The organism is Streptomyces sp. NPDC001381, from assembly GCF_042895685.1.
In the GTDB taxonomy this organism is placed as follows: Bacteria; Actinomycetota; Actinomycetes; order Streptomycetales; family Streptomycetaceae; genus Streptomyces.
Map to the genome: position 1 here is coordinate 442,426 of NZ_JBIAWO010000002.1, position 12,931 is coordinate 455,356.

14 protein-coding genes and 1 tRNA gene are annotated in these 12,931 nt (G+C 71.4%); 10 read left to right on the top strand and 5 right to left on the bottom strand.

Annotation, left to right across the window (positions count from 1 at the left end):
- Positions 1-195: 195 nt before the first annotated feature.
- The 3 genes from ACFY2L_RS09085 to ACFY2L_RS09095 form a co-directional block, all read right to left on the bottom strand.
- On the bottom strand, positions 196-792 hold the full coding sequence (locus ACFY2L_RS09085) for a TetR/AcrR family transcriptional regulator (RefSeq protein ID WP_390821925.1): 597 nt from the start codon (positions 790-792) through the stop codon (positions 196-198).
- A gap of 101 nt (positions 793-893) precedes the next feature.
- On the bottom strand, positions 894-1,667 hold the full coding sequence (gene cobF / locus ACFY2L_RS09090) for a precorrin-6A synthase (deacetylating) (protein ID WP_390656255.1): 774 nt from the start codon (positions 1,665-1,667) through the stop codon (positions 894-896).
- Positions 1,668-1,711: 44 nt separating this feature from the next.
- Positions 1,712-2,269, bottom strand: a complete 558-nt coding sequence (locus tag ACFY2L_RS09095) for a DUF309 domain-containing protein (protein ID WP_390656256.1) — start codon at positions 2,267-2,269, stop codon at positions 1,712-1,714.
- A gap of 100 nt (positions 2,270-2,369) precedes the next feature.
- On the opposite strand from ACFY2L_RS09095, the gene ACFY2L_RS09100 reads away from it, so the two are divergent.
- The 6 genes from ACFY2L_RS09100 to ACFY2L_RS09125 all read left to right on the top strand — a co-directional run bounded on the left by ACFY2L_RS09100 (position 2,370) and on the right by ACFY2L_RS09125 (position 7,188).
- Positions 2,370-2,443 (top strand) — tRNA-Pro (locus tag ACFY2L_RS09100).
- A 357-nt stretch (positions 2,444-2,800) separates the two neighbouring features.
- A complete protein-coding gene (locus tag ACFY2L_RS09105; RefSeq protein WP_390656257.1) occupies positions 2,801-3,298 on the top strand; it encodes a hypothetical protein in 498 nt (165 codons plus the stop codon).
- A 231-nt stretch (positions 3,299-3,529) separates the two neighbouring features.
- Entirely contained in the window at positions 3,530-4,516 is a 987-nt protein-coding gene (locus ACFY2L_RS09110; protein ID WP_390656258.1) for an aldo/keto reductase, read from the top strand.
- 41 nt (positions 4,517-4,557) lie between these two features.
- Positions 4,558-5,130 (top strand): TetR/AcrR family transcriptional regulator, encoded by a 573-nt coding sequence (locus ACFY2L_RS09115; protein WP_390656259.1) that lies wholly within the window; start codon positions 4,558-4,560, stop codon positions 5,128-5,130.
- A gap of 118 nt (positions 5,131-5,248) precedes the next feature.
- Entirely contained in the window at positions 5,249-6,427 is a 1,179-nt protein-coding gene (locus ACFY2L_RS09120; protein ID WP_390656260.1) for an acyl-CoA dehydrogenase family protein, read from the top strand.
- Between the two features lie 2 nt (positions 6,428-6,429).
- The gene (locus ACFY2L_RS09125) at positions 6,430-7,188 is read left to right on the top strand and encodes an SDR family NAD(P)-dependent oxidoreductase (protein ID WP_390822398.1); all 759 of its coding nucleotides are present in this window, start codon (positions 6,430-6,432) and stop codon (positions 7,186-7,188) included.
- Positions 7,189-7,191: 3 nt separating this feature from the next.
- Here ACFY2L_RS09125 and ACFY2L_RS09130 read toward each other — a convergent pair whose 3' ends face one another.
- Positions 7,192-7,977, bottom strand: coding sequence for a GntR family transcriptional regulator (locus ACFY2L_RS09130; protein WP_390656261.1), 786 nt, complete (start codon positions 7,975-7,977; stop codon positions 7,192-7,194).
- Positions 7,961-8,653, bottom strand: coding sequence for a PfkB family carbohydrate kinase (locus ACFY2L_RS09135; protein ID WP_390656262.1), 693 nt, complete (start codon positions 8,651-8,653; stop codon positions 7,961-7,963). Before ACFY2L_RS09135 ends, ACFY2L_RS09130 begins: the two co-directional genes overlap by 17 nt.
- A gap of 310 nt (positions 8,654-8,963) precedes the next feature.
- On the opposite strand from ACFY2L_RS09135, the gene ACFY2L_RS09140 reads away from it, so the two are divergent.
- From ACFY2L_RS09140 to ACFY2L_RS09155, 4 genes are read left to right on the top strand one after another with little or no spacing between them, the layout of a single operon-like run.
- Entirely contained in the window at positions 8,964-9,980 is a 1,017-nt protein-coding gene (locus tag ACFY2L_RS09140) for a sugar ABC transporter substrate-binding protein (RefSeq protein WP_390656263.1), read from the top strand.
- Entirely contained in the window at positions 9,980-11,056 is a 1,077-nt protein-coding gene (locus ACFY2L_RS09145) for an ABC transporter permease (protein WP_390656264.1), read from the top strand. Before ACFY2L_RS09140 ends, ACFY2L_RS09145 begins: the two co-directional genes overlap by 1 nt.
- A 5-nt stretch (positions 11,057-11,061) precedes the next feature.
- Entirely contained in the window at positions 11,062-11,979 is a 918-nt protein-coding gene (locus tag ACFY2L_RS09150; RefSeq protein WP_390656265.1) for an ATP-binding cassette domain-containing protein, read from the top strand.
- Position 11,980: 1 nt separating this feature from the next.
- Positions 11,981-12,883: a sugar phosphate isomerase/epimerase family protein gene (locus ACFY2L_RS09155; RefSeq protein ID WP_390656266.1), complete on the top strand. Its 903-nt coding sequence runs from the start codon at positions 11,981-11,983 to the stop codon at positions 12,881-12,883.
- Positions 12,884-12,931 lie beyond the last annotated feature (48 nt).

A 12,931-nucleotide genomic window follows, 5' to 3' on the forward strand; every position in this document is an offset into this window, starting at 1 on the left:
AGGGACAGGCTCGGACGGGAGACACGTCCGGTGGACGGGACACACGTCAGGCGGACGGGAGACACGGCCGGACGCGAGACACGCTCGGACGGGACGGCCGCTCGGACGGGACGGACAGTGGGACGGGACGGACATGCGGACAGGAGGAAGGCCCGGACACGACGGAGGTTCGGACGGGGACCGGGTTCGGACCCGTCAGCCGCGCGGTCCCGCGGACCGCAGGGCGTGTTCCAGCAGGTCGTGGATCTCCACGGCGGCCGCGTCGATCGGGGCGGTGCTCCGCTCGGCCCGGCACATCACCACCGCCCCCTCGACGGAGGCGATGACGAACGCGGCCAGCCGCCGGCTGCGCTCCTCGGCCAGCCCGTGGCGCAGCAGCAGCGTGGCCAGCGCCTGCTGCCAGCGCGCGAAGGCCGCGGCCGCCGAACGGGCCGGCTCCGGGGCGGCGTCGGCGCTCTCCACGGCGACCGCGACGACGGGGCAGCCGACCCGGAAGTCGCCGCGCACCAGCCGGTCCCGCCACAGGGTGAAGAACCCGTCGACGGCCCGCAGCGGATCGGGGTCGTCCATGGCGTCCTCGATCATCCCGGCGATGAAGTCCCCGGCGAACACCACGGCCTCGTCGATCAGTTGGGTACGCCCGCGCGGGAAGTGGTGGTACACCGAGCCGCGCGGCGCCCCGCTGTGCGCGAGCACCCGGTCGATGCTCACCCCGGCGGCGCCGTGCTCGCCGAGCAGGGCGGCGGCGCCGGTGATCATCCGTTCACGGCTGTCACTTCTGCGCGGGCTCATGGCACACCTCTCCGCAGGTGCGCTGGGCACGACCCTGCTACTGCTCGGTAATTATGCTCTATGGCATAGAACATGCAAGGGGTCGTGGCCGGCCGACGGGGTCACCCCTCCCCGGGGCCCCGGCGCAGCAGGTACGTGTCCATGATCCAGCCCTTGCGCTCGCGCGCCTGCGCACGCAGCCGCTCGATACGGGGGGCGGCCTCGGCGATCGGACCGGAGACGAGGATCTCGTCCGGGGTGCCGATGTAGGCGCCCCAGTAGATCTCGATGTCCTCCTCGGCGTACTGCCGGAACGTCTGGTGGGCGTCCAGCATCACCACCACGTCGTCCACCCCCTCCGGGAACCCCTCGGCGAGCCGCCGCCCGGTCGTGATCTGCACCGGCCGCGCCACCCGGTTCAGGCCCGTGCGGTGCCGGGCGACCAGCGCCGAGACACTGCTGATGCCGGGCACGACGTCGTACTCGAACGCCACCCGGCCCCGCTCCAGCACCTCCTCCAGGATCCCGAGCGTGCTGTCGTACAACGCCGGATCGCCCCACACCAGGAACGCGCCGCTCTCCTCCTCGCCGAGCTCCTCGGCGATCAGCCGCTCGTAGATCTCCGCGCGGGCGCTGCGCCAGTCGCCGACCGCGGGGGAGTAGTCGGCCCCGCCGGCCCTGCGGTCCCGCTCCGGATCCCGGGCCTCGACCACCCGGTAGGAGCCCTCCGGTATGTGCGTCTCGAGCATGTCCCGGCGCAGCCGCGTCAGATCGCTCTTCACCTCGCCCTTGTCCAGGACGAAGAACACGTCCGTGCTCCGCAGGGCCCGCACCGCCTGCAGGGTGAGCTGGTCGGGGTCGCCCGCTCCGATACCGATGACATGAATCTTTCGCACGCCGCCGAGTCTGCCGTACGCCACTGACGGTGACCGGGGCGGGATCAGCGCAGCCGGGGCGCGTGCCGTCCCGCGTCCACCGCCGCGCCCGTCCGCTCCACGTCGTCCGCCAGCGCGCGTGCCCAGCCGGCGAGGCCCGCGAGGTCCATCCCGTACGGACGCGCCCGCCCCGCGCCCGCCGCCCACTCCTCCACGGACCCGGCGCCCCGCCGCAGCAGCCGCGGGCCGCCCGTGAGGTTGCCCCGGGCGGCGTGGGTGAGGCCCACCGCGAGCTGGGCGAGCGCGCGCCACAGGGTGCGCTCCGCCTCGGGGCCGGCCTTCCAGGCGTCCTCGAAGACCTCGTGCGCGTGGAACGGCTTTCCCGCGTCCAGCAGGGCCTGCGCCTCGGCGACGGTCTCCTCCGGGGACCGCGCGACCCCTTCGGGCTGCCGCTCCACCCCTGGTGTCCCGTACGGCAGGGGCCGCCCCAGCCCGTCCCGGGGCCGGGCGCTGCGTGCCCGCCCCTCGCCGTCCCGGTCCCGCGCCCCGGCCGGACGGCCGCCGCCCGTACCTCCCGTGCTCCCCGCGCTGTCCGCGCCGCCTGTCCTGCCCGAACGGTCCATACGCCGATTGTCCCCCGCCCGGGTCCCCTTCGGTGCGGCGCCCGGTGTGGGGTAAAGTGCTGTTCGCGCGATCACGTGGAAACCCGCGACGATCGCGCACCGGGACGTGGCGCAGCTTGGTAGCGCACTTGACTGGGGGTCAAGGGGTCGCAGGTTCAAATCCTGTCGTCCCGACTGGAGATTCTTTCTCGGTCGCAGCTTCGGAGCCCTGTCTCACTTCGGTGAGGCGGGGCTCCGCGTCGTTCACGGCTTCTCCCGGCCGGCCGGCCCGCACGGGCGCGGCGGTGCGCCGCCGCCGACACGCCGGTCCGCCTCCTCGAAACACCCGTTCATAGTAACGGGCTCTTTGGTGTGACTTGTCCGCTTCATATGCCTCTGGACTGGGCTTTTCCGCCGGTCGTGGGCCCCCGACGGCTCCTGTGGCCCGGAGCGGGCGGGACGACTGGACTTGCCGCCGGTCACGCTCCGGGGCCTGCTGAACACGGGGACCTCCCCACACCTTCCTTGTTCACTCACGAAGAAAGGCGCGGAATGCCATCTCTCAAGCGCTTCGGGCCCGCTGTCGCGTCGGCCGCCGTCCTGGCCTCCCTGGCCATGGCCGTCGCTCCGGCGGCCTCGGCGGCCGCGGACCCGCAGACCGGCACCCCTCTCCCGGTCGTCCAGGAGGCGAAGACCGAGGGCACCAAGGCGGCGACCTGTGCCGCTCTGACCGCTCAGCTCACCACGCAGTTGCAGGCCGCCCAGACGGCTCTGGCCGCCGCGACGCCCGACGTCGTCGCGGCCCAGGCGGCCATCACCGCCGCCCAGGCCACCGTGGTCCAGCTCCAGGCGCAGCTGTGTCTGCCGACGGTGCCCTCGGTGCCGCCCACCTGCGCTGCCCTCGCCCTGCAGCTCCAGCAGAACCTGCAGGCCCTGGTGGCCGCGGTGACGACCTTCCCGCTCAACCAGACGCAGATCAGCCTGGCGCTGAACGCGGTGCTCACCACGACCGCGGCACTCCAGGCCAACGCCTGCACGAGCGCCACCTGAACCGGGGGCGTCGGCACGCCGCCGGTCCCACGAGCGGTCCGGGAGTGCCGGTGTCCCCGTGAAGAGGTCTGACCTCGCGCTCGCGACGTGTCGCGTCGGGTCCGGCGGTTGCGCACCGCCGGACCTGACGCCGTGCTCGGGCAAGGGCCTTGCGGTGAAGCGCACTTCAACGTGAAGACTCCCCTCCGAGCCGGAGCCGGCGGTGGCTCCGGCCGGACGGGAGGACCCGCCATGAGGTACCGCACCATAGGAACCGATCCCGCCACCCGGCGCGAGGTCAGCGTGCTCGCGCTCGGCGCGATGCTGTTCGGATCGGCGACCGACGAGAAGACGTCGTTCGCGATCCTCGACCGATACGTCGAGGCCGGCGGCACGTTCGTCGACACCTCCGACAACTACGCGTTCTGGGAGGACGGGAGCCAGGGCGGCCAGAGCGAGGAACTGCTCGGCCGCTGGCGGCGCAGCCGCGGCGTCGGGGACGAGATCGTCATCGCCACCAAACTCGGTGCCCGGCCGCTCGCCCCGGGCACCGGCTACGTCGACAACCCCGAGGGACTGTCGGCCGAAGTGATCCGGGAGTCGGCCGAACGCAGCAGGGACCGGCTCGGCGTGGAGAAGCTGGACCTGCTCTACGCCCACATCGACGACCACACCGTCCCGCAGCGCGAGACCGTGGAGGCGTTCGCGGAACTCGTCGCCGAGGGCACGGTCGGCCTGCTCGGGGTGAGCAACCAGGCGATCTGGCGGGTGGAGCGGGCCCGCGCCCTCGCCGCCGCGGCGGGGCTGCCCGGCTACGAGGTCCTCCAGTACCAGCACAGCCATCTGCGCCCGCGCACCGACATCCCCGACGACCTCTTCCCGGACGGGAGCCTCGGCCACGCCGGCGCGGAACTCCTCGGCTATCTGCGGGCCGAGCCCGGTCTGACCCTGGTCGCGTACTCGCCGCTGCTCAAGGGCGCGTACACCCGCCAGGACCGGCCGCTGCCGGCGGACTACGACCACCCGGGCACCCCGGCCCGGCTCGCCGTCCTGCGGGAGGTGGCGCGCGAGACCGGAGCGAGCGTCAACCAGGTCGTGCTGGCCTGGCAGTTGGGCGGCGAGCTGCCCGTCCTCCCGCTCGCCGGAGCGTCCTCGCCGGCGCAGCTGGAGGAGAATCTCGCGGCCGTGGACCTGGAACTGACCGAGGACCAGCGGGCGCGGCTGGACGCCGTGCACTGAGGGCCGGGCGGCGCGGCCCACCTGCCGGTTAGGCTGGGATCATGCCGTCCACCCGCCGTACCGCCCGACAGGCCGACCTGCTGGAACGACTCGTCGCGCTGCTCACGGCGGAGGGGTTCTCGGATCTCACCCTCGACGGCCTCGCCGAGCGGCTGCGCTGCTCGAAGACCACGCTCTACCAGCTCGCCCGCAGCAAGCAGGGCCTGGTCGTCGAGGCGACCAAGCACTACTTCCGCGGGGCGACGGAGGCCGTCGAGAAGCGGGTGGCGCAGACCGTGGACCCCTCGGACCGCGTCCGGGTGTACCTCACCACCGTGGCCGAACAGCTGCGCCCGCTCTCGCGCCGCTTCCTCGACGACGTGGCGGACTTCCCGCCCGCCCGTGAGGTGTACGAGGCGAACACGCGGATGGCCGCGGAGCGGGTGCGGCAGCTGATCGCCGAGGGCGTCTCCGGCGGCGCCTTCCGTGACGTGCACACCGCGTTCGTGGGCGAGGTCGCCGCCGCGACCATGCGCCAGATCCAGCAGGGCGAGCTGAAGGCGCGGACCGGGCTGACCGACGCGGAGGCGTACGAGCAGCTCGCCTCCTTGATCGTGCACGCCGTCTCGTCCTGATCCCGGGCTGAAGTCCTCGGTGAACGGGGGTGCTGAGGGGCGCCCTCTTGCCGTACTGTGAATGATACGTTCGTACGCACTCCAGTATCACTTCCAGTACTACTTCGTGGAGGTCACCATGCCTGCCACTCGCGCCCTGCCGACCGAGGAAGCGGTGGAGCTCATCCAGCTCACCCGCACCCTCGCCGCCAAGGAACTCGCACCCCGGGTCGCCGAGGCGGAGGCGGACGGGGCGTTCCCCCGGGACGCCTTCCGCACCCTCGGCCGCAGCGGCCTGCTCGGGCTGCCGTTCGCCGAGGAGTACGGCGGGGCGGGACAGCCGTACGAGGTCTATCTCCAGGTGCTGGAGGAGATCGCCGCGGTGTGGTCGAGCGTCGCCGTGGGCGTGTCCGTGCACGCCCTGTCCTGCTTCCCGCTCGCCCGCTTCGGCACCGAGGAGCAGCGGCTCAAGTGGCTGCCCGACATGCTCGGCGGGGAGCTGCTCGGGGCGTACTGCCTGTCGGAGCCGCACGCCGGCTCCGACCCGGCGGCCATGCTGACCCGGGCCGTCCGCGACGGCGACGAGTACGTCCTCAACGGCGCCAAGGCCTGGACGACCCACGGCGGGTACGCCGACTTCTACACGGTCATGGCCCGCACCTCCGACGACCGCAGCCACGGCATCTCCTGCTTCCTCGTCCCCGCGGACACCCCGGGGCTCAGCGCCGACCCGCCGGAGCGGAAGATGGGACTGACCGGCTCGGCGACGGCCACCATGCGGCTGGACGACGTGCGGGTGCCGGTGGAACGGCGGATCGGGGAGGAGGGGCAGGGTCTGAAGATCGCGCTCGCCTCCCTCGACTGCGGCCGTCTCGGCATCGCCTCCGTCGCCACCGGCCTCGCCCAGGGCGCCCTCGACCACGCGGTGCGGTACGCGCGTGAGCGGGAGACCTTCGGCAAGCCGATCATCGAGCACCAGGGGCTGGCGTTCGTCCTGGCCGACATGGGGGCCGCGATCGAGTCGGCGCGGGCCACCGCGCTGTCCGCCGCGCGGCTGAAGGACCTCGGTCTGCCCTTCACACGGGAGGCGTCGATCGCCAAACTCGTGGCCACGGACAACGCCATGAAGGTGACCACGGACGCCGTGCAGGTCCTCGGCGGATACGGGTACACCCGCGACTTCCCCGTCGAGCGCTACATGCGCGAGGCCAAGGTCATGCAGATCTTCGAAGGAACCAACCAGATCCAGCGCATGATCATCTCCCGTGCGCTGGACCGGAACGAGGGCGGTGTGCTCACCGCCCTCGGCAAGGAGTGATGATGCAGCTCGAGAACACCGCCGCCCTCGTCACCGGCGGTGCGTCCGGCCTCGGCGCGGCCACCGCGAAGGCGCTCGCCGGCCGCGGCGCGAAGGTCTTCGCCCTCGACCTCAAGGACGGCGTCGACAAGGCCCCCAAGGTGGACGGCGTCACCTACGTCCCGGCCGACGTCACCGACCCCGAGCAGGTCCGTGCCGCCGTCGCCGTCGCGGCGGGCGCGGGCGTCCCGCTGCGTACGGTCGTCAACTGCGCCGGCATCGGCCCGTCCGCGCGGATCCTCGGCAAGAAGGGCGTCCACGACCTGGGCCTGTACGCCAAGGTGATCCAGATCAACCTGATCGGCACCTTCAACGTGCTCGCACTCGCCTCCGAGGCGATCGCCGGGACCGAGGCGGACGAGCACGGCCAGCGGGGCGTGATCGTCAACACCGCGTCCATCGCCGCGTACGACGGCCAGATCGGCCAGGCCGCCTACTCGTCCTCCAAGGGCGGCGTGGTGGGCCTGACCCTGCCCGCGGCCCGGGACCTGGCCCAGTACGGGATCCGGGTGTGCACCATCGCCCCGGGCATCGTGGAGACGCCGATGCTGGCCACCGTGTCCGAGGAGTTCCGGGCCGGCCTCGCGGCGGGCGTGCCCTTCCCGCACCGCCTCGCCCGGCCCGAGGAGTACGCGCAGCTCGCCCTGTCGATCATCGACCACGACTACCTCAACGGCGAGACCATCCGCATGGACGGCGCGCTGCGGATGGCCCCGAGGTAGTCCCTACGCTCTGACCAGCAGCTGGAAGTCGAACGCGTACCGGGACGCGCGGTAGATGTGCGTCCCGTACTCGACCGGCCGCCCGGTGTCGTCGTACGCCGTGCGCTGCATGGTCAGCAGGGCCGCGCCCTCCTCCTCCGCGAGGAGCGCGGCCTCCTCGGCGGTGGCCGAGCGGGCGCCGATGGTCTGGCGGGCGCTGTGCAGGGTGATGCCGCCCGCGCGCATCAGGTGGTACAGGCCGGTCGCCTCCAGCCGCCGCGTGTCGAGGTCGAGCAGGGCCGGGGGCAGGTAATTGCACAGGAACGCCACCGGCTGGCCGTGCGCCGAGCGCAGCCGCTCCAGGAGCGTGACCTCGGCGCCCTCCGCGATCCCCAGTGCGGCCGCCACGTCCGCGGTGGCGGGGACGCGTTCGTTGCGCAGGACGTGGGTGGTGGGCCCCTGTCCGGCCGCCTCCAGGTCGTCGTAGAGGCTGCTGAGTTCCAGCGGCCGTTTCACCTGGCTGTGCACGACCTGTGTGCCGACCCCCCGGCGGCGCACCAGCAGGCCCTTGTCGACCAGGGACTGGATGGCCTGGCGGACCGTGGGGCGGGACAGGCCGAGGCGGGTCGACAGGTCGATCTCGTTGCCCAGCAGGTTGCCCGGGGCGAGCGCGCCGTGCTCGATGGCCGACTCCAGCTGCTGGGCGAGCTGGTAGTAGAGCGGCACCGGGCTGGAGCGGTCGAGCGCGAAGTTCAGCCCGTCCAGCGCCGAGGCGGCCACCGCGCGGGCACGTTCACCGGTCTTCGCCATCGGGGGCACCTCCTGAGTCGGCCGCGTAGCGGATGGTCTCTTCCAGCGCCCAGCCCGCCAGCAGTCCGTGGACGAGCCGTCCGCCGAAGGTTTCGCCCGCCCCGGCCGGCAGCTCGGCGGTGGTGCCGTCGCGGTGCACGGCGAGGACACCCCCCGACCCGGGTCCGACGACGGCCAGTTCCACCCCGGCGGCGAGCAACTCCTCGGCGCAGGCGCGGGGTTCGCGCACGCCGGTGGCGATCGCGCAGTCCTCGGCCGTGCCCACGGCGATCGTCGCGTGGCGCAGGCCCTCCGCGTAGCAGGGCCGGGCCGCCTCCGGATCGGACCAGAGCGCGGGCCGCCAGTCCAGGCCGAACACCGTGACGGCCGTCCGGTCGCGCACCTTGAGGGCGGCGAGGGTGGCCGAGCGGTCCGGCTCCCGGCTCAGCCCGGTGCCGGTGAACCAGAAGACCCGGGCCGCGCGGATCGCGAAGAAGTCCAGGTCGTCGGCGCGGGTCACCACGGCGGCGGAGCGGCCCAGCCGGGCGGCGGTGTTCGCCACACCCGCGGCGGCACCGTCGGAGAACCTCCTCGAATCGTCCACGCGTGCGAGGGGTACACCCGCGTGCGAGGGGTAGAGATCGATTCCGGTGCGACCCATCGTGATCAGGTCCAGGGGCTGGGCTGACTCGGCCATGCGCGACACTCCTCACGGTGGTCGGGGGGCCTGGCGTCTCCCAGGTGTAGGTCCCGGTGGCCTCCGCTGTCAATGGTTTGTTCTTACATTCGGACCTGCTCGTGAAATGATGTCTTAACAAAGTATTGACAGCGGGCGTGCCAGGGGATTGGATCCCGTCCCAGCAGTGCACAAGGCGAGTCCGTACAAACCGAACAGTCGCGGACCCGGCCGCATGGCCCCACCCTGAGCAATATCGGGCCCCGGATCCTCGAGATCGCCTCCCCTTTCCCCGGTCGTTTCCCCCGTCGCACAGTGAGGTGCAGGAAAGATGGACAGCTCTTCGCCCCGCTCCCGCAGAATCGCCCCGGTCGTGGCCATGGCCGCGGCGGTGGCCCTGACCCTCGCGGGCTGCTCCAGCAGCTCCGGCGGCAAGAAGGCCGAGGAGAGCGCGGACGGCGCCTCCGCGGGCAAGGCGAGCACCCCGCAGATGACGGTCGCGCTGGTGACCCACCAGTCGCCCGGTGACACCTTCTGGGACATCGTCCGCAAGGGAGCCGAGGCCGCCGCGGCCAAGGACAACGTCAAGCTGGTCTACTCCGCCGACCCGAACGCGGGCAACCAGTCCAACCTCGTCCAGAACGCGATCGACCAGAAGGTCGACGGCATCGCGATCACCCTCGCCAAGCCCGACGCCCTCAAGGACGTGGTGGCCAAGGCGAAGGCCGCGAACATACCCGTGGTCGGCCTCAACTCCGGTGTCAGCGAATGGCAGAAGCTCGGACTGATGGAGTTCTTCGGCCAGGACGAGACCGTGGCCGGTGAGGCGCTCGGCAAGCGCCTGAACGAGGCCGGCGCCAAGAAGGCCGTCTGTGTCATCCAGGAGCAGGGCAACATCGGTCTGACCCAGCGCTGTGACGGCGTGAAGAAGACCTTCTCCGGCACCACCGAGGTGCTCAACGTCAACGGCACCGACATGCCGTCGGTGAAGTCGACGATCACCGCCAAGCTGAGCCAGGACAAGGCCATCGACTACGTCGTCACGCTCGGCGCCCCGTTCGCGCTGACCGCCGTGCAGTCGGTGTCCGACGCCGGCAGCAAGGCGAAGATCGCCACCTTCGACCTGAACAAGGACCTGACCGGAGCCATCAGCAAGGGCACCATCCAGTTCGCCGTCGACCAGCAGCCCTACCTCCAGGGCTACCTGGCGATCGACTCGCTGTGGCTCTACAAGAACAACGGCAACTACATGGGCGGCGGGGAGCAGCCGGTGCTGACCGGTCCGGCCTTCGTCGACAAGACCAACGTCGACTCGGTGGCCGCGTTCGCCGCGAAGGGCACCCGGTGATGAGCATGACCCAGCACGCCGGGCCGGCGGTGACCACACCGCCGGCCTCCGGCCCGAAGCAGACCGACGGCCGGACCGCCCGACGACCGCTGGCCATCCGCCTGCTGGCCCGTCCCGAGGTGGGCGTCTTCCTCGGCGCCGTCGCCGTGTACGTCTTCTTCCTCGTCACGGCCCCGCCGGTGCGCGAGGCCTCCTCGATGGCGAACATCCTGTACCAGTCGTCCACCATCGGGATCATGGCCCTGCCCGTGGCCCTGCTGATGATCGGCGGCGAGTTCGACCTCTCCGCCGGTGTCGCCGTGATCACCTCGGCCCTGACGGCGAGCATGCTCAGCTACCAGCTGACCATGAACGTGTGGGTCGGTGTGATCGTCGCGCTGCTGGTCTCCCTCGGCATCGGCTTCTTCAACGGCTGGATGGTGATGAGGACCGGGCTGCCCAGCTTCCTGATCACCCTGGGCTCCTTCCTGATCCTGCAGGGCGTCAACCTCGCCGTGACCAAGCTGGTCACCACCAACGTGGCCACCGACGACATCAGCGACATGGACGGCTTCGACCAGGCGAAGAAGATCTTCGCCTCGTCCTTCGACATCGGCGGCGTCCAGGTCAAGATCACCATCTTCTACTGGCTGGCCTTCGCGGCCCTGGCCACCTGGGTCCTGCTGCGCACCCGGTACGGCAACTGGGTCTTCGCCGTCGGCGGGAACAAGGAGAGCGCACGGGCGGTCGGCGTGCCCGTGAACTTCACCAAGATCTCGCTGTTCATGCTGGTCGGCTTCGGCGCCTGGTTCGTCGGCATGCACCAGCTGTTCACCTTCAACACCGTGCAGTCCGGCGAGGGCGTGGGCCAGGAGCTGATCTACATCTCGGCGGCCGTGATCGGCGGCTGTCTGCTGACCGGCGGCGCCGGCTCCGCGATCGGCCCGGTCTTCGGCGCGTTCATGTTCGGCATGGTGCAGCAGGGCATCGTGTACGCCGGCTGGAACCCGGACTGGTTCAAGGCCTTCCTCGGCGTGATGCTGCTCGGCGCCGTCCTGATCAATCTGTGGGTCAGCCGCACGGCGACCCGGAGGTGACCCCCATGACATCCACGAACGGAACCGGCACCCACGGGGCCGTCATCGCCGACACCGCCCCGGACGACGGGGACGGGGCGATCGTCGAGCTGCGCAACGCCGGCAAGTCCTACGGCAACATCCGCGCCCTGCACGGCGTCGACCTGAAGGTGCACCCCGGCCGGGTCACCTGCGTCCTCGGCGACAACGGCGCCGGCAAGTCCACCCTCATCAAGATCGTCTCCGGGCTGCACCAGCACACCGAGGGCGAATTCCTCGTCGACGGCACCCCGGTGCGCTTCTCCACCCCCCGCGAGGCCCTCGACAAGGGCATCGCCACGGTCTACCAGGACCTGGCCACCGTGCCGCTGATGCCGGTGTGGCGCAACTTCTTCCTCGGCTCCGAGATGACCAAGGGCCCCTGGCCCGTGCGCCGCCTCGACATCGAGAGGATGAAGGAGACCGCCGACCACGAACTGCGCGAGATGGGCATCGTCCTCGACGACCTGGAGCAGCCCATCGGCACGCTGTCGGGCGGCCAGCGCCAGTGCGTGGCCATCGCCCGCGCCGTCTACTTCGGCGCCCGCGTCCTGATCCTGGACGAGCCCACCGCCGCCCTCGGCGTCAAGCAGTCCGGTGTGGTGCTGAAGTACATCGCCGCCGCCCGCGACCGTGGCCTCGGCGTCATCTTCATCACCCACAACCCCCACCACGCCTACATGGTCGGCGACCACTTCAGCGTGCTGCGCCTGGGCACGATGGAACTCTCGGCCGACCGCAGCGAGGTCAGCCTGGAGGAACTCACCAACCACATGGCCGGCGGCGCCGAACTCGCCGCGCTCAAGCACGAGCTGGCCCAGGTCCGCGGCGTCGACGTCGAGGAGCTGCCGGACGAGGGAGACCTCACCGCACCGGTGGCGGGCGGCACCGAGGGGAAGGCCTGAGATGGCCGCCCCGCTGGACCGCATCCGTGTCGGATCGGCCCCGGACTCCTGGGGCGTCTGGTTCCCGGACGACCCCCGGCAGGTGCCGTGGGAGCGGTTTCTGGACGAGGTCGCGGAGGCGGGCTACTCCTGGATCGAACTCGGTCCGTACGGCTATCTGCCGACCGACCCGGCCCGCCTCACCGACGAGGTCGACCGACGGAACCTGAAGGTCTCGGCGGGCACCGTCTTCACCGGTCTGCACCGCGGGCCGTCCGTCTGGGAGTCCACCTGGGAGCACGTCAGCCAGGTGGCCGCCCTCACCCGCGCGACGGGCGCGCAGCACCTCGTCGTCATCCCGTCCTTCTGGCGCGACGACAAGACCGCGGAGATCCTGGAACCGCCGGAGCTGACGGCCGCGCAGTGGGCGTACCTCACCAAGGGCATGGAGCGCCTCGGCCACGAGGTGAAGGAGGAGTACGGCCTCGACATCGTCGTCCATCCGCACGCCGACACCCACATCGACACCGAGGAGCACGTCGAGCGGTTCCTGGACTCCACCGACACCGAACTCGTCAACCTCTGCCTGGACACCGGTCATTACGCCTACTGCGGCGGCGACAGCGTCAAGCTGATCGAGACCTACGGCGAACGCATCGGCTATCTGCACCTCAAGCAGGTGGACCCGGCGGTCCTCGCCGACGTGGTGCGCGACGAGGTGCCGTTCGGCCCGGCCGTCCAGCGCGGGGTGATGTGCGAACCACCCTCCGGAGTACCTGAGTTGGAGCCGGTGCTGGTCGCGGCCCAGAAGCTCGGCGTCGACCTGTTCGCCATCGTCGAGCAGGACATGTACCCGTGCGAGCCCGACAAGCCCCTGCCGATCGCGGTACGCACCCGTTCCTTCCTGCGGTCCTGCGGGGCGTGACCGGGGCCCGGTGGCCCGCCGCCGGTGCGCCGTCGCCGACAGGCGGCG